This window comes from Streptomyces sp. NPDC001717 (assembly GCF_042892775.1).
In the GTDB taxonomy this organism is placed as follows: Bacteria; Actinomycetota; Actinomycetes; order Streptomycetales; family Streptomycetaceae; genus Streptomyces.
In genome coordinates this window covers 132,209-149,895 of sequence record NZ_JBIAUK010000005.1, presented here as the reverse complement: position 1 = coordinate 149,895, position 17,687 = coordinate 132,209, and the positions used below count along the sequence as shown (strand labels likewise).

18 protein-coding genes are annotated in these 17,687 nt (G+C 73.0%); 6 read left to right on the top strand and 12 right to left on the bottom strand.

Annotated elements, in window-relative coordinates; all coding sequences use genetic code 11:
- Nucleotides 1-12: 12 nt before the first annotated feature.
- Entirely contained in the window at nucleotides 13-864 is an 852-nt protein-coding gene (hsaD, locus tag ACFYZL_RS12005; RefSeq protein WP_388678351.1) for a 4,5:9,10-diseco-3-hydroxy-5,9,17-trioxoandrosta-1(10),2-diene-4-oate hydrolase, read from the bottom strand.
- Nucleotides 861-2,030: a 3-hydroxy-9,10-secoandrosta-1,3,5(10)-triene-9,17-dione monooxygenase oxygenase subunit gene (gene hsaA, locus ACFYZL_RS12000; RefSeq protein WP_384746546.1), complete on the bottom strand. Its 1,170-nt coding sequence runs from the start codon at nucleotides 2,028-2,030 to the stop codon at nucleotides 861-863. Before hsaA ends, hsaD begins: the two co-directional genes overlap by 4 nt.
- A 495-nt stretch (nucleotides 2,031-2,525) precedes the next feature.
- Here hsaA and ACFYZL_RS11995 point away from each other — a divergent pair, with 495 nt between their 5' ends.
- On the top strand, nucleotides 2,526-3,395 hold the full coding sequence (locus ACFYZL_RS11995) for an IclR family transcriptional regulator (protein ID WP_385128917.1): 870 nt from the start codon (nucleotides 2,526-2,528) through the stop codon (nucleotides 3,393-3,395).
- 84 nt (nucleotides 3,396-3,479) lie between these two features.
- Here ACFYZL_RS11995 and ACFYZL_RS11990 read toward each other — a convergent pair whose 3' ends face one another.
- From ACFYZL_RS11990 to ACFYZL_RS11955, 8 genes are all read right to left on the bottom strand, one after another.
- Nucleotides 3,480-4,511, bottom strand: coding sequence for a 2Fe-2S iron-sulfur cluster-binding protein (locus ACFYZL_RS11990; RefSeq protein ID WP_388678346.1), 1,032 nt, complete (start codon nucleotides 4,509-4,511; stop codon nucleotides 3,480-3,482).
- On the bottom strand, nucleotides 4,501-4,734 hold the full coding sequence (locus ACFYZL_RS11985; RefSeq protein ID WP_384746549.1) for a hypothetical protein: 234 nt from the start codon (nucleotides 4,732-4,734) through the stop codon (nucleotides 4,501-4,503). Before ACFYZL_RS11985 ends, ACFYZL_RS11990 begins: the two co-directional genes overlap by 11 nt.
- Nucleotides 4,734-5,873 carry a Rieske 2Fe-2S domain-containing protein gene (locus ACFYZL_RS11980; RefSeq protein ID WP_388678343.1) on the bottom strand — a complete coding sequence of 380 codons (1,140 nt, stop codon included), beginning with the start codon at nucleotides 5,871-5,873 and terminating at the stop codon, nucleotides 4,734-4,736. The genes ACFYZL_RS11985 and ACFYZL_RS11980 overlap by 1 nt, the downstream gene beginning before the upstream one ends.
- Nucleotides 5,874-6,331: 458 nt before the next feature.
- Nucleotides 6,332-7,354 carry a 4-hydroxy-2-oxovalerate aldolase gene (dmpG, locus tag ACFYZL_RS11975; protein WP_384759088.1) on the bottom strand — a complete coding sequence of 341 codons (1,023 nt, stop codon included), beginning with the start codon at nucleotides 7,352-7,354 and terminating at the stop codon, nucleotides 6,332-6,334.
- Nucleotides 7,351-8,250: an acetaldehyde dehydrogenase (acetylating) gene (locus ACFYZL_RS11970; RefSeq protein WP_384759085.1), complete on the bottom strand. Its 900-nt coding sequence runs from the start codon at nucleotides 8,248-8,250 to the stop codon at nucleotides 7,351-7,353. The genes dmpG and ACFYZL_RS11970 overlap by 4 nt, the downstream gene beginning before the upstream one ends.
- 15 nt (nucleotides 8,251-8,265) lie before the next feature.
- Complete coding sequence (locus tag ACFYZL_RS11965) at nucleotides 8,266-9,051, bottom strand: 2-keto-4-pentenoate hydratase (RefSeq protein WP_384759082.1); 786 nt, start codon at nucleotides 9,049-9,051, stop codon at nucleotides 8,266-8,268.
- Between the two features lie 376 nt (nucleotides 9,052-9,427).
- Nucleotides 9,428-10,342, bottom strand: coding sequence for an SDR family oxidoreductase (locus ACFYZL_RS11960; protein ID WP_384758353.1), 915 nt, complete (start codon nucleotides 10,340-10,342; stop codon nucleotides 9,428-9,430).
- Nucleotide 10,343: 1 nt separating this feature from the next.
- Nucleotides 10,344-11,108, bottom strand: coding sequence for an SDR family oxidoreductase (locus ACFYZL_RS11955; protein WP_388678338.1), 765 nt, complete (start codon nucleotides 11,106-11,108; stop codon nucleotides 10,344-10,346).
- A gap of 56 nt (nucleotides 11,109-11,164) precedes the next feature.
- Here ACFYZL_RS11955 and ACFYZL_RS11950 point away from each other — a divergent pair, with 56 nt between their 5' ends.
- The 5 genes from ACFYZL_RS11950 to ACFYZL_RS11930 are packed head-to-tail and all read left to right on the top strand — an operon-like array spanning nucleotide 11,165 to nucleotide 15,564.
- Nucleotides 11,165-11,920 carry an enoyl-CoA hydratase family protein gene (locus ACFYZL_RS11950; RefSeq protein WP_384581993.1) on the top strand — a complete coding sequence of 252 codons (756 nt, stop codon included), beginning with the start codon at nucleotides 11,165-11,167 and terminating at the stop codon, nucleotides 11,918-11,920.
- The gene (locus ACFYZL_RS11945; RefSeq protein WP_384758346.1) at nucleotides 11,917-12,768 is read left to right on the top strand and encodes a CoA transferase subunit A; all 852 of its coding nucleotides are present in this window, start codon (nucleotides 11,917-11,919) and stop codon (nucleotides 12,766-12,768) included. Before ACFYZL_RS11950 ends, ACFYZL_RS11945 begins: the two co-directional genes overlap by 4 nt.
- The gene (locus tag ACFYZL_RS11940; protein ID WP_388678333.1) at nucleotides 12,765-13,517 is read left to right on the top strand and encodes a CoA-transferase subunit beta; all 753 of its coding nucleotides are present in this window, start codon (nucleotides 12,765-12,767) and stop codon (nucleotides 13,515-13,517) included. The genes ACFYZL_RS11945 and ACFYZL_RS11940 overlap by 4 nt, the downstream gene beginning before the upstream one ends.
- Nucleotides 13,518-13,530: 13 nt before the next feature.
- On the top strand, nucleotides 13,531-14,604 hold the full coding sequence (locus ACFYZL_RS11935) for an NAD(P)H-dependent flavin oxidoreductase (protein WP_384758356.1): 1,074 nt from the start codon (nucleotides 13,531-13,533) through the stop codon (nucleotides 14,602-14,604).
- A 30-nt stretch (nucleotides 14,605-14,634) separates the two neighbouring features.
- On the top strand, nucleotides 14,635-15,564 hold the full coding sequence (locus ACFYZL_RS11930; protein ID WP_384758341.1) for a tyrosine-protein phosphatase: 930 nt from the start codon (nucleotides 14,635-14,637) through the stop codon (nucleotides 15,562-15,564).
- Between the two features lie 79 nt (nucleotides 15,565-15,643).
- Here the strand turns inward: ACFYZL_RS11930 and ACFYZL_RS11925 are convergent, their stop codons facing one another.
- Together ACFYZL_RS11925 and ACFYZL_RS11920 are read right to left on the bottom strand one after the other, a co-directional pair.
- Nucleotides 15,644-17,326, bottom strand: a complete 1,683-nt coding sequence (locus ACFYZL_RS11925; protein ID WP_388678330.1) for a DEAD/DEAH box helicase — start codon at nucleotides 17,324-17,326, stop codon at nucleotides 15,644-15,646.
- A 119-nt stretch (nucleotides 17,327-17,445) separates the two neighbouring features.
- Complete coding sequence (locus ACFYZL_RS11920; protein WP_030028954.1) at nucleotides 17,446-17,649, bottom strand: cold-shock protein; 204 nt, start codon at nucleotides 17,647-17,649, stop codon at nucleotides 17,446-17,448.
- Nucleotides 17,650-17,687 lie beyond the last annotated feature (38 nt).

Genomic DNA, 17,687 nt, shown 5'->3' with positions numbered 1-17,687 from the left:
GTGCGGGCTCCTTTAGTACAGGAAGAAGTCGGTGGCGAGGCGGTTGAACTCGGCGGCGGCCTCGGTCTGCGCCCAGTGGCCGCAGTGCGGGAAGACGTGGAGGCGGGCGTCGGGGATGGCCTTGAGGGCGACGAAGGCCCCGTCGATGGGGTTGACGCGGTCCTCGCGGCCCCAGGTCAGGAGCACGGGGCAGGTGATGCGGTGGGCTTCGCGCCAGAGCTGGGTGTCCTGGGGCCATCTGGCGAAGGCGGCGCCCATCCGGGCGTTGCCGAGGGCGGCCTCGGGGTCCGTGGCCTGGGTGTAGCGCTCCTCGACGAGTTCGTCGGTGACGATCGCCGGGTCGTACACGAGGGTGGTGAGGAAGGCGCGCATCTGCGCGCGGGTGGGTTCGGCGCTGCCGGAGAACTCGAAGAGCCGCTTGATGCCTTCGGTCGGGTCGGCGGAGAAGAGGTTCAGGGAGATCCCGCCGGGGCCCATGAGCAGGAGCTTGTCGACCTTGCCGGGGTGGTCGAGGGCCATGCGGGTGGCGGTGCCGCCGCCGAGCGAGTTGCCGATGAAGTGGGCCTTTTCGATGCCCAGTTCGTCCGTGAGGGCGGCGATGGCGTCGGCGGCGAAGGCGAAGAAGTCCTTGTCGAGTGCGGGCTTGTCGGACTTGCCGAAGCAGGGCTGGTCGACGAGGAGGGTGCGGAAGTCCTGCGCGAAGTGGGGCAGGTTGCGGCCGAAGTTGGACCAGGCGGAGGCGCCGGGGCCGCCGCCGTGCAGGAGGATCAGGACGGGTCCGTCCTGGGGGCCGGCCTCGTGGTAGTGGAGGGTCAGGCCGCCGGCCTTGGCGGTGCGCGAGGTGTTCTCGTAGGTGATCGTCACAGCATGGTGTCCTGGATGTCGAGGCCGAGGGCGCCCTGGCCGAAGAGGACGAGGGCCCGCTCGGGGTCGTTGGCGGCGTGGCCGCGCCCGGTGTGGGCGTCGCGCCAGGCCCGTTGGACGGGGTTCGGGCCGGTGCGCATGGCGCTGCCGCCCGCGTTCTCCATGAGGAGGTCGACGGCGGCGACGCAGCGTTCGGTGGCCAGGACCTGGTCGCGGCGGGCCCGGGTGCGCAGCTCCATCGGCAGTTCCTCGCCGCGCTCGGCGAGGGCGTACAGGTCGGCGATGTTGCGCCGCAGCTGGAGCCAGGAGGCGTCGATGTCGCTCGCGGCGCGGGCGATGCGGACCTGTGCGAAGGGGTCCTCGGCGACCTGCTGGCCGTAGGAGATGCGGAACCGCTCGCGGGTGGCGGCGACGTACGCCTCGTACGCGCCTTCGGCGATGCCGACGATCGGGGTGGAGATGGTGGTGGTGAAGACGGAGGCGTACGGGAGCCGGTAGAGGGGCTCGGGGTTGGCGGCGTGGCCGGGGACCTTCAGCGCGGTGACGGGGCCGAAGCTGAGCGCGCGGTGTTCGGGGACGAACACCTGGTCCAGGGTGATGTCGTTGGAGCCGGAGCCGCGCAGGCCGACGGTGTCCCAGACGTCGTCGATGCGGTACTGGGAGCGCGGGACGAGGAAGGTGCGCATGTCCACGGGCCGGCCGTCGGCGTCGGTGACGAGCCCGCCGAGGAGGGCCCAGTCGGCGTGGTCGCAGCCGGAGGAGAAGTGCCAGCGGCCGCTGACGGCGAAGCCTCCGTCGACGGGGGTGACCTTGCCGGTGGGGGCGTAGGAGGAGCAGATGCGGGTGTCGGGGTCGGTGCCCCAGACCTCTTCCTGAGCGCGGGGGTCGTAGAGGGCGACGTGCCAGGGGTGGACGCCGACGACGGAGGCGACCCAGCCGGTGGAACCGCAGGCCTTGGCGATCTCCTTGACCGCGTCGTAGAAGACAGCGGGGTTCGCGGCGCGGCCTCCGTGGGCCCTGGGCTGGAGGAGGCGGAAGAAGCCGGTGTCGGCGAGCTCCTTGATGCTCGCCTCGGGGACCTTGCGCTGGGCCTCCGCTTCGGCGGCGCGTTCGCGCAGGGCCGGGGCGAGGGCGCGGACTGCGTCGAGGACGTCTTCGTCGCTCATGGTGTCCCTTTCTCGGGGTCGACCGCTCAAGGTCGACTTCTCGGGGTCGACGCGGGGGCCGACGGGGGGTCGACAGCGTCGACGGCTTCGAGGTGCGGTGAACGTACGCCCGGGGGTCGGGGGCGTGGAACGGGCGGTTCCCGGTGAGTGGGAAGCCGGGTCCCCTCGCCGGGGTGCCGCCCTGGAACCACCCCGGATGCCGTCCGGGTGCGCCTGGGATCGCCCGTGGGACGGCCCGGGATCGCCCGTGGCTCGCCCGGGATCGCCCGTGGGTCGCCCGGGATCGCCCGTGGGTCGCCCGTAGGTCGCTCGGGTGCCGCCCGGGGACGCCCGTGGGTCGGGGCCGGCCGGCTCCGGGGGTTCTCCCCGGGTTCTTCTGGAGCTCCTATCTGGCTACCCGAAGTATTACTGAATGAAATACATCGCTCCGGGTCCTTCCCTCCGCCCGGGGGCCCGTGGCAGGGTCGGCCCAACGCCTCACGCAGGGGGTTTCTCGTGCTCGACCAGGTCATGGAGACCGAGCTCGCACCGCTGTCGCTGCTGGAGAAGGCCGCGAGGGTGCTGGGCGCCTTCGAAGGCCCGCAGCCGCGGCTCTCGCTCACCGAGGTCGTCCGCCGCTCCGGGCTCCCACGCTCCTCCGCCCACCGGATCCTCGACCAGCTGGTGCGGCTGCGCTGGCTGGACCGCGAGGGCCGCGACTACCGGATGGGCATGCGCATGCTGGAACTCGGCGCGCTCGCCTCCCACCACAACCGGCTGCGCCGGGCCGCCCTCCCGCTGCTGCACGCGCTGCACGAGCAGACCGGGCAGGTGGTGCACCTGTCGGTGCTGGACGGGGCCGAGGTGGTCTGCCTGGAGCGGATCGGCGGCTCCGAGGCCACGGCCGTGCCCTCCCGGGTCGGCGGCCGGATGCCCGCGTACTGCACCGCCGCCGGCAAGGCGATCCTCGCCTTCAGCGACCCGACGGAGCTGGAGAACGTCCTCGGGCACGGGCTGCGACCGCGTACGCCCCGGACCCTGATCCGGCCCCTCGCGCTGCGCGCCGAGCTGGCCGCGACGCGTGAGCGCGGGGTGGCGTACGACCGGGAGGAGAGCTTCCGCGGCATTTCGTGCGTGGCGGTGCCGCTGCGGGGCGCGGGACGCGCGGTGGCCGCCGTTTCGGTCTCCACCGGCCGCGGGGAGCGCGAGCTGGCCCGGCTGGCGCCGGCGGTGAGCGCCTGCGCGCGGGCGGTGTGGCGGGAGCTGTACGGGCCCGGGCGGGCGGGGCGGGCGGCCGCGGGGCCGCGGCCGGAGGCGGAGCCGGCCGTCTCGGCGCAGGCGATGGACAACATGATGGGCTGGCTGCGGTTCAGCGAGTGGATGTAGCGGGTAGTCATATCCCATCGCACGAACAAGGACCCGGACCCGACCCCTCGCCAGGGGGCCGGGCCCGTTCCTTTTCCGGGCCCCTCACGTCTCGTAGGTGACCCGGACCCGGTCGCCCTCCGGCAGGGCCTGGCAGGCCAGGACGTAGCCCTCGGCCAGGTCCTCCGCGTCCAGGACCTCGTTGCGGGCCATGGTGACCTTCCCTTCGACGACTCGGCAGCAGCAGGCGCTGCACGCCCCTTCCCGGCACGAGTACGGCGCGGGGACGCCTGCGGCGAGCAGCGCGTCGAGCAGCACGGTCCCCTCGGGCCAGGGCACGGTGTGCGTGGTGCCGTCGAGCTCCACCTCGGCGGTGGCGGCGCCCTCCCCCGCATCCGGGGTCCGCGGCCGCGGGCCGAAGACGTCGCCGCTCAGCGAGAAGTACCGCTCCCGGTGTATCGCGCGCGGGAGCGCACCGGCGGCGCGCAGCGCGCTCTCGGCGGCGTCCATCAGCGGGCCCGGCCCGCACAGGTAGGCGTCGCGGTCGGCGTACGGGGCCACGAGCGGGCCGAGCCGGACGGCGGTCGGCAGTCCCTGCAGGCACTCCAGCCAGTGGACGACGGTCAGCCTGCCGGGGTGCGCCTCGGCCAGCCCCCACAGCTCGTCGCGGAAGATCACCGACTCGGGGTCCCGGTTGGCGTACACCAGGGTGATCCGGGCCCGGCCGGTGGCGAGGGCCGATTTGGCGAGGGAGAGCACCGGGGTGATCCCGCTGCCGCCGGCGAGCAGCAGCAGGTCCCGGTCCAGGCCGCCGGGGCCGGGGGTGAAGGTACCGGCGGGCGGCAGGACCTCCAGTTCGTCCCCGGCGGCGACCTCCTGGCAGATCCAGCCGGAGCCGAGTCCGCCGGGGACCCGCTTGGCGGTGATCCGCATCGGTTCACCGGTGTGCGGGGAGCTGGCCAGCGAGTAGCAGCGGGCCGCGCCGCCGGGTATCCGCACGGTGAGGAACTGGCCGGGGGCGTAGGGCAGGTCGCAGTCGAGCACCAGGGACACCGCGTCCGCGGTCTCCCGCACCCGCTCGCGCACCCGGACCCGCACGGGGCCGCCGGCTCCCGGCGGGGCATCGTCATCGGACATCGGCGGGCACCTCCAGGCGGCCCTCGCGGACGGCCGTCTCGATGCTCGCGCGCAGCGCCGTACAGGAGCGGACGCGGGCGCTGAGTTCCCCGGCGGCCACCCGGGCGGCGATGCGGGGGCAGGTGGCGGCGGCCTCGTCGGTCCACTGGACCTGGGTGTGCGCGGGGCTGAACTTCTCGCACAGGACGGCGGTGCCGCACTCCCCGCACGTGACGGGGCGCATCAGCCGGCCTCGGCCGCGCGGCGGGCCAGGTTCTCGGCGACCTCGGCCTTCCAGGCGGCGGTCGCGCGGGTGGTGTCGATCTCGAACTCGAAGCGGCGCACCATCTCGTCCTTGACGTCGGCGGCGTCCACGTAGAACTGCTCGTACCAGCGGCGCAGCTGGTAGACCGGACCGTCCTCCTCCGTCAGGAGGGGGTTGTCGATGCGGGCCTTGTTCTTCCAGATCTCGACGTCCTGCTCGAAGCCGACCGCGAGGCCTTCGGAGGTGAGGCGGGCGGCGTCGGCGGCCTGTTCGTCGGTCATGCCGGGGAGCTTCTTGACGATCGCCCCGTACATGAGCATGAAGCTGTTCTCGTCGATCGGGTAGTGGCAGTTGATCAGGACGGATTCCAGCTCGACTCCCCCGCCGACGTCGCTCCACAGCTTGTCGATCATGTACGAGGGGCCGTGGTAGGAGGCGTCGGAGCGCAGGCCGCCGCCGGTGGAGAGGGTGCCGAGGTCGACGTCTCCGCGCGGGGTGGACTCCATGTACTGGGTGGCGACGTGCCCGTCGAAGACGTTCTTGAAGTAGTGCGGGAAGGCGTAGTGCACGTAGTAGAAGTGCGCCATGTCGACGACGTTGTCGACGATCTCCCGGCAGTTGGAGTTCTCCACGCGCAGGGAGTTCCAGCTCCACTCGCTCCATTCGGGGTTGCCGACGCCCTCGATCTCGGGGATGGTGACGCCCTCGGGCGGCGGGTTGCCCTCCGGGTCGTTCCAGACGTAGAGCTGGGCGTTGCGCTCCAGGGTGGCCCACGCGCGGGTCCGGGCGCGGGCCGGGACGCGACGGGCGTACGGGATGTCGGCGCAGCGGCCGTTGCCGGACCAGCGCCAGTCGTGGAAGGGGCAGGCGAGGGTGTCGCCCTTGATGGTGCCGTGGGCGAGGTTGCCGCCCATGTGGGGGCAGTGGGCGTTCAGGACGTGCAGTTCGCCGGTGCCCTGGCTCTGGAAGACGACGAGCTTGGTGCCGAACGCCTCGACCTCGTGGGGCTTTCCGTCCCGGAACGAGGCGGCGAGTCCGAGGCAGTGCCAGCCGCGGGCGAAGCGGGTCGGCACGGCCGCCGCCTCTATCACTCGGGGCGCGTCTTCGATTGAGGTCATGGGGCTCTCCACTTCGTCGGGGTAAGCGAGGCGTTCGAGGTACGGAGGGGGCGGAGGGGCGGAGGGGGCGGAGGGCGGAGGGGGGGAGGGCGGAGGGGGGGCGGAGGGGGGAGCGGTGCGAGGTCGGCTGGAGCGCCGTCTCGGGGGGGGGGGGGGCGGCCCCCCCCGCCCCGCCCCCCCCCGCGGGGGGGGGCGCCCCCCCCCCCCGCGGGGGCCCCCCCGGGGGGGGGGGGGGCGGGCCCCGGGCCCCGGGGGGGGCGGGGGGGGGGGGGGGGGCGGCGGGGGCGCGGGGGGCGGGGGGGGGGGGGGGGGGGGGGGGGGGGCCCGCGGTGCGAGGTCGGCTGGAGCGCCGTCTCCTGGGGCTCCGCCCCAGACCCCGCGCCTCAAACGCCGGCGGGGCTGGATTCCGCCCGGCCGCGCATGCCATGAGCGGCGGCGGGGCTGAATGACGACAGGCCCTAGCGCTCGGCGAGTTCGACGGCGATGTCGATCAGCTGGTCCTCCTGGCCGCCCACCAGGCGGCGTTCACCGGCGCGCAGCAGGATCTCGGCGCCGGAGACGCCGTAGCGCTCGGCCTGCCGGTAGGCGTGCTTGAGGAAGCTGGAGTAGACGCCGGCGTGCCCCATGAGCAGGGCCATCCGGTCGAGTCGGCATTCGTCGTCCATGACGGGCCGGACCACGTCCTCGGCCGCGTCGATGATCTTCAGTACGTCGATGCCGGTGCGGATGCCCATCTTCCGGCAGACGGCGGCGAAGGCCTCGACGGGTGTGTTCCCGGCACCCGCGCCGAGCCGACGGGTCGAGCCGTCGATCTGGAGCGCCCCGGCGCGCACGGCGGCGACCGAGTTGCCGACGCCGAGGCCCAGGTTCTCGTGGCCGTGGAAGCCCACCTGCGCGTCGGCTCCGAGTTCGGCGACGAGGGCGGCGACCCGGTCGGTGACCTCGTCCATGACCATGGCTCCGGCGGAGTCGACGACGTACACGCACTGGCAGCCGGCGTCGGCCATGATCCGGGCCTGGCGGGCGAGGTCCTCGGGGGTGGTGGAGTGGGCCATCATCAGGAACCCGACGGTCTCCAGGCCCATCTCGCGGGCGAGACCGAAGTGCTGGACGGAGATGTCGGCCTCGGTGCAGTGGGTGGCGATCCGGCAGATCTCCCCGCCGCCGGCGTGGGCGGCGCGGATGTCGTCCTTCACGCCCAGCCCCGGCAGCATCAGGAAGGCGATCTTCGCGTTCCGCGCCGTCTCGGCCGCGATCCTGATCAGTTCCTGCTCGGGGGTCTTGGAGAAGCCGTAGTTGAAGGAGGAGCCGCCCAGCCCGTCCCCGTGGGTGACCTCGATGACGGGGACGCCCGCGCCGTCGAGGGCGGTGACGATCGACCGTACGTCCTCGCCCGTGAACTGGTGGCGCTTGGCGTGGGAGCCGTCGCGCAGGGAGGAGTCGGTGATCCGGATGTCAAGGCTGTCGGAGTACGTGTTCACGCGGTGATCCCCTTCGCGAACTCCTCGCCGACCTTGGTGGCGGCGGCGGTCATGATGTCGAGGTTCCCGGCGTACGGCGGCAGGTAGTCGCCCGCGCCCTCCACCTCCAGGAAGATCGCGACGCGGGCCATGTGGCCGTTCATCGCGGAGGCCTCGTCGAACTGCGGCTCGGTGCGCAGCCGGTAGCCGGGTACGTACGTGGCGACCTCGGCGGCGATCTGTTTGACGGAGGCGGCGATGGCGGCCCGGTCGGCGTCGGGCGGGATCGCGCAGAAGACGGTGTCGCGCATCATCACGGGGGGCTCGGCGGGGTTGAGGATGATGATGGCCTTGCCGCGGGCGGCGCCGCCGATCTCCTCGATGCCGCGGGCGGTGGTGCGGGTGAACTCGTCGATGTTGGCGCGGGTTCCGGGGCCTGCCGATACGGAGGCGACCGAGGCGACGATCTCCGCGTAGGCGACGGGCACCACGCGCGAGACGGCGTACACCATGGGGATGGTGGCCTGCCCGCCACAGGTGATCATGTTGACGTTGGGCCGGTCCAGGTGCGCGGTGAGGTTCGCGGGCGGGACGACGGCGGGGCCGATGGCGGCGGGGGTCAGGTCGATCGCCTTGATGCCGAGTTCGGCGTAGCGCGGGGCGTTGGCGCGGTGCACGTAGGCGGAGGTGGCCTCGAAGACGAGGTCGGGGAGTTCGTCCTGGGCCAGGAGCCGGTCGACGCCCTCGTGGGTGGCTTCGATTCCGGCGCGCCGGGCGCGGGCGAGGCCTTCGCTGTCGGGGTCGACTCCGACCATCCAGCGGGGCTCGATGTGCGGGGAGCGCAGGAGTTTGTGGAGCAGGTCGGTTCCGATGTTGCCGGAGCCGACGATGGCGGCGGTCGCTTTCGTCTTGGTCACGGTCACCTCAGGAGCTCAGGAGAAGGAGAGGGACACCGAGCCGAGCCCGGTGAAATCGGCGGTGTAGGTGCGTCCGGCGGTCACGTCCACGGCGCGCGTGCAGGAGCCGGGCAGGATGAGGTGGCCCTTGCGCAGGGGGACGCCGAAGCGGGCGACGGTGCGGGCCAGCCAGGCGACGGCGGTGGCGGGGTCGCCGAGCACGGCGTCGGAGCGGCCGGTGGCGAGGGTGTCGCCGTGGCTGGTGAGGCGGGCCTCGACGGCCTTCAGGTCGAGTTCGCGCGGGTCGCGGCCCTCGCCGATGACGTATCCGGCGGAGGAGGCGTTGTCGGCGATGGTGTCCGCGATGGAGATCCGCCAGTCCGCGATGCGGCTGTCGATCAGCTCCAGGGCGGGGACGACGCGTTCGGTGGCGGCCAGGACGTCGGCCTCGGTGCAGCCCTCGCCGGGCAGGTCGGCGCCGAGGACGAAGCCGACCTCGACCTCGATGCGCGGCGCGCAGTAGGCGGCGATGGGCACGGGGGTGTCCTCGCGCAGTTCCATGGCGTCGAGGAGGTGGCCGTAGTCGGGTTCGTCGACGCCCATCATGGCCTGCATGACGGGGGATGAGAGGCCGACCTTGTGCCCGGTGATCCGGGCACCCTCGTTCTCGGTGCGGTGGCGGATGCCCAGGAGCTGGATCTCGTAGGCGTCCTGCGCGTCGATGCCTTCGTACAGCTCGGTCAGCGGCCGGACGGGGGCCCGCCGCCGCTCCGCCGCGCGCAGCACCTCGGCGGCTTCGCGCCGGTGCCGGTCGTTGAGCATGGGGTCCTCCCGGCTGCGGTGGTGTGTGGTGCGGCAGACGGTAGGCGGGGGGCGGGGGCGGGTGGGAGGCCGTGTTCCCGCTGAGCGGGATAGCCGCTCCGCTGCCGCCGGGCTCCGCGGGCGGGTGCGGCGCCGCAGCCGGGGCTCCGCCCCGGGCCCCGCGCCTCAAACGCCGGCGGGGCTGGGGGGTGCGGTTCGGGAGCCCGGGGCACGGCGGAACATCCCCGCAGGACGAGGAGACGCCCCGCCGGGACGCCGCGCAGGACCTGAGGATTCGAGGCCCCGACCGGGCAAACCCCCAGCCCCGCCGGCGTCTGAGGCGCGGGGGCACGGGGCAGCGCCCCCGGGAGCGGCCCCGGGAGCGGCCCCGCAGGGACTAGCCCGCCGCCCCGTACACCGGCAACGGAACCTCCGCCGCAGCCAGCAGCTTCGCCGCCGCCTCGCCCGCCTCGGCGGGAGTCCACCGCCCGCCCCGGTCCACGGCGGGACCGCGGCGCCAGCCCTCCATCACCGTGATGCGGCCCCCCTCCGCCTCGAAGACCCGCCCCGTCACACCGGCCGAGGCATCGGAACCCAGCCACACCACCAGCGGGGACACGTTCTCGGGAGCCATCGCGTCGAAGGAGCCGGCGCCCGGCGCGGCCATGGTGTCCGCGAAGGTCTGCTCCGTCATCCGGGTCCGCGCCGCCGGGGCGATCGCGTTGACCTGGACCCCGTACCGGCCCATCTCCGCCGCCGCGACCATCGTCAGGCCCAGGATCCCCGCCTTCGCCGCGCTGTAGTTGCCCTGGCCGACCGAGCCCAGCAGCCCGGCCCCCGAGGAGGTGTTGACCACCCGCGCCGCCACCGGACGGCCGGCCTTGGCCTCCGCCCGCCACCACGCCGCCGCCGACCGCAGCGGCAGGAAGTGCCCCTTCAGGTGCACCCGCATGACCGCGTCCCAGTCGTCCTCGTCCAGGTTGACGAGCATCCGGTCGCGCAGGAACCCGGCGTTGTTGACCAGGGTGTCGAGCCGCCCGAAGGTGTCGACCGCCGCCGCCACCAGCGAGGCCGCGCCCTCGCCGGTCGCGATGTCCCCGCCGTGTGCCACCGCCTCGCCGCCGAGGGCGCGGATCTCCTCGACGACCTGCGCCGCCGGGGAGTCCGGCCCCGGCACCCCGTCCAGCCCCACCCCGAGGTCGTTGACGACGACCTTCGCCCCTTCCGCCGCGAAGGCCAGGGCGTGGGCGCGACCCAGCCCCCGCCCGGCGCCCGTCACGATGACCACTCGACCTTCGGCAAGACCCGTCATGTCAGCTCTCCTTGTTCACAGTTGCCGCATCCAAGAACGCGGGGCGCTCCCCGCCCCCGTGCACCAGCAGGCTCGCCCCGCTCACGTATCCGGCCCGGTCCGAGGCCAGGAACACCGCGGCCTCCCCCACGTCGGAGGGTTCCGCCAGTCGTCCCAGCGGTACGGTCGCGCCGACCGCCGCGATCCCGGCCTCGTCGCCGTAGTGCACGTGGGACAGCTCGGTCCGCACCATGCCCAGGACCAGCGAGTTCACCCGAACCTCGGGCGCCCACTCGACGGCCATGGAACGGGCCAGGTTCTCCAGGCCCGCCTTGGCCGCGCCGTACGCCGCCGTGCCCGGTGAGGGTCTGGTCCCGCTGACGCTGCCGATCATCACGACCGAGCCCCTCGTACGCCGCAGCCACGGGTGGGCGGCGATCGAGGCCGTCATCGGGGCGATCAGGTTGAGTTCGACGACCCGGGCGTGGCGCTCGGCCCCGCCCTCCTCCAGCAGTCGGTACGGGGTCCCGCCGGCGTTGTTGACCAGGCAGTCGAGCCGTCCGTGGCGGTCGGCGACCCCGGCGAAGAACTCCTCGACGGCGGCGGGATCGCGCAGGTCCAGCGGTACGAACGTCGCCTCACGGCCGCCCGCCGCCACGGGTTCCTCCGGCGGACGCCGGGCGCAGACCACGACCTGTGCGCCGGCCGCGAGGAACGACCGGGTGATTCCGGCGCCGACGCCCCTGGTTCCGCCGGTGACGACGACAACCCTCCCGTCGAGCTCCATAGGCTGCTACCTTCCTCACCTAACAAATGTTTGGTGGAAAGGTAGCTGATCCGCTCATGGGTGTCTCCACCTCCAGCCCGGACAAGGGCATCGCACTCGTCACAGTCGACTTCCCGCCCGTCAACGCACTGCCCGTGCAGGGCTGGTACGACCTCGCCGACGCCCTGCGCGCCGCCGGCCGCGACCCCGAGATCCGGTGCGTGGTCCTGGCCGCCGAGGGCCGCGGCTTCAACGCCGGCGTCGACATCAAGGAGATGCAGCGCGACACCGGCCACGCCGCCCTCATCGGCGCCAACCGGGGCTGCTACGAGGCCTTCGCCGCCGTGTACGAGTGCGAGGTGCCGGTCGTCGCGGCCGTGAACGGGTTCTGCCTGGGCGGCGGCATCGGCCTCGTCGGCAACGCGGACGCGATCGTGGCGAGCGACGACGCCACCTTCGGCCTGCCCGAACTGGACCGGGGCGCGCTCGGCGCCGCCACGCACCTGGCCCGGCTCGTCCCGCAGCACCTGATGCGCGCCCTGTACTACACCTCGCGCACCGCGACCGCCGCCGAACTGCACGCGCACGGCTCGGTCTGGAAGGTGGTCCCCCCGGGCGAACTGCGCGCGACCGCCCTGGAACTGGCCGCCGAGATCGCGAAGAAGGACGGCTACCTCATCCGGCTGGCCAAGGCCGCCATCAACGGGATCGACCCGGTGGACGTGCGCCGCAGCTACCGCTTCGAGCAGGGCTTCACCTTCGAGGCCAACCTCAGCGGGGTCGCCGACCGGGTGCGGGACACCTTCGGGAAGGAAGAGGGGAAGAGCGCATGACCGACAAGACCATGAGCCCGGACGAGGTCGTCGGGCGGCTCCGCAGCGGGATGACCATCGGCATCGGCGGCTGGGGGTCGCGGCGCAAGCCCATGGCCCTGGTGCGGGCACTGCTCCGCTCCGAGATCACCGATCTCACCGTGATCTCGTACGGGGGGCCCGACGTCGGGCTGCTGGCCGCCGCCGGCCGGATCCGCAAACTCGTCGCCCCCTTCGCCACCCTCGACTCCATTCCCCTGGAGCCCCACTTCCGGGCCGCCCGCGAGCGCGGCGCCTTCGCCCTCACCGAGCTCGACGAGGCCATGTTCATGTGGGGCCTGCACGCCGCCGCGAACCGGCTGCCCTTCCTCCCCGTCCGGGCCGGCCTCGGCTCCGACGTGATGCGGGTCAACCCGGAGCTGCGCACCGTCACCTCCCCCTACGCCGACGGCGAGGAGCTCGTCGCCGTCCCCGCCCTGCGGATGGACGCCGCCCTCGTCCACCTCAACCGCGCCGACCGCCTCGGCAACGCCCAGTACCTGGGGCCGGACCCGTACTTCGACGACCTCTTCTGCGAGGCCGCGGACGCCGCGTATGTCTCCTGCGAGCAGATCGTGGAGAGCGCCGAACTCGCCAAGTCCGGCCCCCCGCAGTCCCTCCTCGTCAGCCGCCACTGCGTCACCGGGGTCGTGGAGACGCCGAACGGAGCGCACTTCACCTCCTGCGTCCCCGACTACGACCGCGACGAGGCCTTCCAGAAGCTGTACGCGACCACCCCCTGGCCCGAGTTCGCCGACCGCTTCCTGTCCGGGGCGAGCGAGCACGACTACCAGTCCGCCGTCCGGACCTGGCACGAGGAGCAGAAGTGACCACTCGTTCCCCCCTTCTCCCGCCCACCCGGCCCGAGTACTGCGTGATCGCCTGCGCCGAGGCCTGGCGCGGCAACGGCGAGGTGCTCGCCAGCCCGATGGGGCTGATCCCCTCCTTCGGCGCCCGCCTCGCGAAGCGGACCTTCTCCCCCGACCTGCTGCTGACCGACGGCGAGGCCATGCTCGTCGGGCTCGACGGCACGGCCGAGGGCTGGCTCCCGTACCGGCGGCACCTGACGATGGTCACCGGCGGCAAGCGGCACGTGATGATGGGCGCCAGCCAGATCGACCGCTTCGGCAACCAGAACATCTCCTGCATCGGCGACTGGGCGCAGCCGGCCCGCCAGCTCCTCGGAGTGCGCGGGGCGCCGGTCAACACCCTCAACAACCCGGTGAGCTACTGGGTGCCCAAGCATTCCACCCGGGTCTTCGTGGAGCGCGTCGACATGGTCAGCGGCGTCGGCTACGACCGTGCCGAGGCGGCCGGTCCGTCGGCCACCCGCTACCACCGGCTGCCGCGTGTGGTCAGCGACCTCGGCGTCTTCGACTTCACCGGCCCCGGCCATTCGATGCGCCTGGCCTCGGTGCACCCGGGGGTCACCGTCGACCAGGTGCGGGAGGCCACCGGCTTCGACTTGGCCGTCGCCGACGACGTCCCCTTCACCCGGGAGCCGACCGACGAGGAGCTGCGGCTGATCCGCGAGGTCATCGACCCCAAGGGGTTGCGGGACCGGGAAGTCCGGGGCTGATCCGATGGGTTCGATCGAAACGGCATTCACCAAGCTCGTCGGCGTCGAGCACCCGATCGTGCAGACGGGCATGGGCTGGGTGGCCGGCCCCCGCCTGGTGTCGGGTGCGGCGAACGCGGGGGCCCTGGGCGTGCTGGCCTCGGCGACGATGACCATCGAGCAGCTGCGCTCGGCGATCCACGAGGTCAAGTCCCGTGTCCCGGAGGGGACTCCGTTCGGGGTGAACCTGCGGGCGGACGCCGGGGACGCGGCCGAGCGGGCGCAGCTGATCATCGACGAGGGCGTACGGGTCGCCTCGTTCGCCCTCGCGCCCTCCAAGGAGCTGATCGCGCGGCTGAAGGACGCGGGCGTCGTCGTCATCCCGTCGATCGGTGCCCGCCGGCACGCCGAGAAGGTGGCCGCCTGGGGCGCCGACGCGGTGATCGTGCAGGGCGGGGAGGGCGGCGGTCACACCGGGGACGTGGCGACGACGGTGCTCCTCCCGCAGGTGGTGTCCGCCGTGGACATCCCGGTGGTCGCGGCGGGCGGGTTCCGTGACGGGCGCGGCCTGGTCGCGGCGCTGGCCTTCGGGGCGGCGGGCATCGCGATGGGCACCCGGTTCCTGTTGACCTCCGATTCCACCGTCCCGGACGCGGTGAAGGCCGAGTACCTGAAGGCCACGGTCAAGGACGTCACCGTCACCACGGCCGTCGACGGGCTGCCGCACCGGATGCTGCGGACCGAGCTGGTCGACTCCCTGGAGCGGGCGGGCCGCACCCGGGCGCTGGCCCGGGCCGTCCGGCACGCCGCCGGCTTCAAGAAGCTGTCCGGCCTGAGCTGGTCGCAGATGGTGCGCGACGGTCTGGCGATGAAACACGGCAAGGACCTGTCCTGGAGCCAGGTCCTGCTCGCCGCGAACACCCCGATGCTCCTCAAGGCGTCCATGGTCGAGGGCCGTACGGACCTCGGAGTCATGGCATCGGGCCAGGTCGCGGGGGTGATCGACGATCTGCCGTCCTGTGCGGAGCTCGTCTCCCGCGTCATGGCCGAAGCACGACAGGCACTCGAAGAACTGCACTCGCTCCACACCCTGCCACCACCAGGGTGATCCCCCTTCTCCGTCACAGGAGTCGCACACATGAGCCGTGCCCGAATCCGCCTGGCGACCGCGGCGACCGCCGCCGCACTCGTCATCGGGACCCTGCCCGCCTCCGCGTACGCGGCGGCGGCGCCCGGAGCCGGGCCCAGTGCCCGGCACCACCACCAGCAGGACGAAACGATCCGTCAGATCACCCTCCAGGGCGCGGTCAACTTCCGCGACCTGGGGGGCTACCGCACCTGGACCGGCGGTCAGGTCCGCCAGGGCCTGGTCTACCGCTCCGACGCACTGGGCAAGCTGACGGCCGCCGACGTCACCACCGTCTCCGGTCTCGGCCTCACGAAGGCCGTCGATTTCCGCATCCCCATGGAGCTCCAGTACGACGGCGCCGACAGGCTGCCCGCCGGGCTCTCCCCCACCTCGCGCCCGGTCAGCGACCTGGGCCTCTACGGCACCCTGATGGGTGCGATCGGCAGCGGGGACCCGGTCAGGCAGGAGCAGATCCTCGGCGGCGGACGCGCCGAGGCCTACATGCGCGACATCTACCGCAGCTTCGTGACGAACCCCGAGAACCGGGCGCAGTTCGCGCAGACCGTGCGGGAGATCGCGGACGGCAAGCAGGGGCCGCTCCTCTACCACTGCACCTCCGGCAAGGACCGGACCGGCTGGATGAGTTACGTCCTGCTGCGCGCCCTGGCCGTCCCCGAGGCCACCGCCGAGCGCGACTACCTGGCGTCGAACACCTTCCGCGCCGCGTACGACGCGCAGGTGCGGGCGGGCATCAAGCAGTCCGGCCGGATGCAGAACCCCGATCTGCTGATCCCGCTCCAGGAGGTCCGCCAGGACTACCTGGACGCGGCGACGGCGCAGATGGAGGCCGATTACGGCGGCTTCTACGGCTATCTGAAGGACGGGCTCGGCCTGGACCTGCGGACGCTGGCGAAGCTGCAGAACAAGATGGTCCGCTGACGGAGCGCGACAGCACGATGCCGGGCGGTGCTCCACGCACCGCCCGGCATCGTTCGTTCCTTCGTACGCGTGCGTACGGTCAGACCGCGCGGCGGCGGCCCTGCCCGCCCGTGCCGACCCGGCTGCGCGCGGACGCGGCGGCCGCGCCGCCCGAGGCGGCACCGCCGGAGCGCCGGCCGCGCTCGCCCGAGCCGGTGGCCGCGCCGCCGGCGCCGCCCTGTCCGCGGCGGGCCTGACCCGAACCGGAGGCCGCCGGGGCCTGCCCGGAGCCGGCGCCGGAGGAGCGGCGGCCACGACCGCCGGCCGCCGGGGCGGAACCCGTGGCGGAGCCGTTGCGCGGCCCGCCCGAGCGGCGGCGCGAACCGGAGCCGGACCCGGAGCCCGTGCGCGCCTTGGGCGCGGCGGGCTGCTGCGGGACCTCCAGCACCACGGGGACGCCCGAGGGCTCCTTGGCGCCGGTCAGGCGGGCGAGCTCCTCGTCGGAGGACTTGATCTGCGCGGTGCGCGGGGAGATCCCGGCGTCCGACATCAGGCGGGTCATGTCCCGCTTCTGGTCGGGCAGGACCAGGGTGACCACGCTGCCGGACTCGCCGGCGCGGGCGGTACGGCCGCCGCGGTGCAGGTAGTCCTTGTGGTCGGTCGGCGGGTCCACGTTGACGACGAGGTCGAGGTCGTCGATGTGGATGCCGCGGGCGGCCACGTTGGTGGCGATCAGCGCGGTGACCTCGCCCGTCTTGAACCAGTCGAGGGTGCGGTTGCGCTGCGGCTGCGAGCGGCCGCCGTGCAGGCCGGAGGCCCGTACGCCCTCCGCGAGGAGCTTCTTGACCATGCGGTCGACACCGCGCTTGGTGTCCACGAACATGATCACCCGGCCGTCGCGGGCGGCTATGCGCGTCGCCACGGCCTTCTTGTCGGTCTCGTCCATCACGTAGAGGACGTGGTGCTCCATCGTCGTGACGGCACCGGCCGACGGGTCGACGGAGTGGCCGACGGGGTCGGTCAGGAACATCTTGACGAGCTTGTCGATGTTCTTGTCGAGGGTCGCCGAGAACAGCATGGTCTGGCCGCCCTCCTCGACCTGCTTGAGCAGCGCGGTGACCTGCGGCATGAAGCCCATGTCGGTCATCTGGTCGGCCTCGTCGAGGACGGTGATCGACACCTGCGAGAGGTCGGCGTCACCGCGGTCGATGAGGTCCTTCAGGCGGCCGGGGGTGGCGACGAGCACCTCGGCGCCGCGGCGCAGCGCGCCCGACTGCCGGTTGATCGACATGCCGCCGACGACGGTCGCGATGCGCAGGTTGACGGCCGTGGCGTAGGGGGCCAGGGAGTCGGTCACCTGCTGGGCGAGCTCGCGGGTCGGTACGAGGACCATCGCGAGCGGCGCCTTGGGCTGCGCGCGGCGGCCCGCGGTCCGGGCCAGCAGCGCCAGGCCGAAGGCCAGGGTCTTGCCGGAGCCGGTACGGCCGCGGCCGAGCAGGTCGCGGCCGGCGAGCGAGTTCGGCAGCGTCGCGGCCTGGATCGGGAACGGCTCGGTGACGCCCTGGGCGGCGAGGGTCTTCAGCAGCGCCTCGGGCATGTCCATGTCCTCGAACGCGGCGACCGGCGGCAGCGCCGGGGCGATCGGCTCGGGCATGGTGAATTCCTGGGGCCGGGGAGCGGGGGCGGACTTCTGGCGGCCCGCACCAGCCTTCGGACGTCCCTGGGCCGCACCTCGACCCCGGGTGGGGCGGCGGCTGGGTCGTGCGGAGCTGGAGCTGGTCATGCGAGAAAGCCCTCCTGAAACCGGCACCGTCCTGGAACCGGCAGGTGCAAACAAAGGTCGAGACAGCAGACAAGCCGGGGTCCGCACCTCACGGTGCGGACCCCGGCAAGCTGAAGAAATCAGGCGGGGATGATGTTCTCCGCCTGGGGGCCCTTCTGGCCCTGGGTGACGTCGAAGGACACGCGCTGGCCCTCGGTGAGCTCACGGAAGCCCTGGGTGGCGATGTTCGAGTAGTGGGCGAACACGTCCGGACCGCCACCGTCCTGCTCGATGAAGCCGAAGCCCTTTTCCGAGTTGAACCACTTCACGGTGCCAAGTGCCATTTTGAATCTCCTGAGTAGGCGGCAAGGGCCCCACCCGG

Coding starts and splice junctions, on each gene's coding strand:
- ACFYZL_RS11945 (WP_384758346.1), top strand. CDS start 11,917: ATGACCGACAAGACCATGAGCCCGGACGAGGTCGTCGGGCGGCTCCGC.
- ACFYZL_RS11955 (WP_388678338.1), bottom strand. CDS start 11,108: ATGGAGCTCGACGGGAGGGTTGTCGTCGTCACCGGCGGAACCAGGGGC.
- ACFYZL_RS11950 (WP_384581993.1), top strand. CDS start 11,165: ATGGGTGTCTCCACCTCCAGCCCGGACAAGGGCATCGCACTCGTCACA.
- ACFYZL_RS11980 (WP_388678343.1), bottom strand. CDS start 5,873: ATGACCTCAATCGAAGACGCGCCCCGAGTGATAGAGGCGGCGGCCGTG.
- ACFYZL_RS11920 (WP_030028954.1), bottom strand. CDS start 17,649: ATGGCACTTGGCACCGTGAAGTGGTTCAACTCGGAAAAGGGCTTCGGC.
- ACFYZL_RS11985 (WP_384746549.1), bottom strand. CDS start 4,734: ATGCGCCCCGTCACGTGCGGGGAGTGCGGCACCGCCGTCCTGTGCGAG.
- ACFYZL_RS11930 (WP_384758341.1), top strand. CDS start 14,635: ATGAGCCGTGCCCGAATCCGCCTGGCGACCGCGGCGACCGCCGCCGCA.
- hsaA (WP_384746546.1), bottom strand. CDS start 2,030: ATGAGCGACGAAGACGTCCTCGACGCAGTCCGCGCCCTCGCCCCGGCC.
- ACFYZL_RS11965 (WP_384759082.1), bottom strand. CDS start 9,051: ATGCTCAACGACCGGCACCGGCGCGAAGCCGCCGAGGTGCTGCGCGCG.
- ACFYZL_RS11960 (WP_384758353.1), bottom strand. CDS start 10,342: ATGACGGGTCTTGCCGAAGGTCGAGTGGTCATCGTGACGGGCGCCGGG.
- ACFYZL_RS11990 (WP_388678346.1), bottom strand. CDS start 4,511: ATGTCCGATGACGATGCCCCGCCGGGAGCCGGCGGCCCCGTGCGGGTC.
- ACFYZL_RS11925 (WP_388678330.1), bottom strand. CDS start 17,326: ATGACCAGCTCCAGCTCCGCACGACCCAGCCGCCGCCCCACCCGGGGT.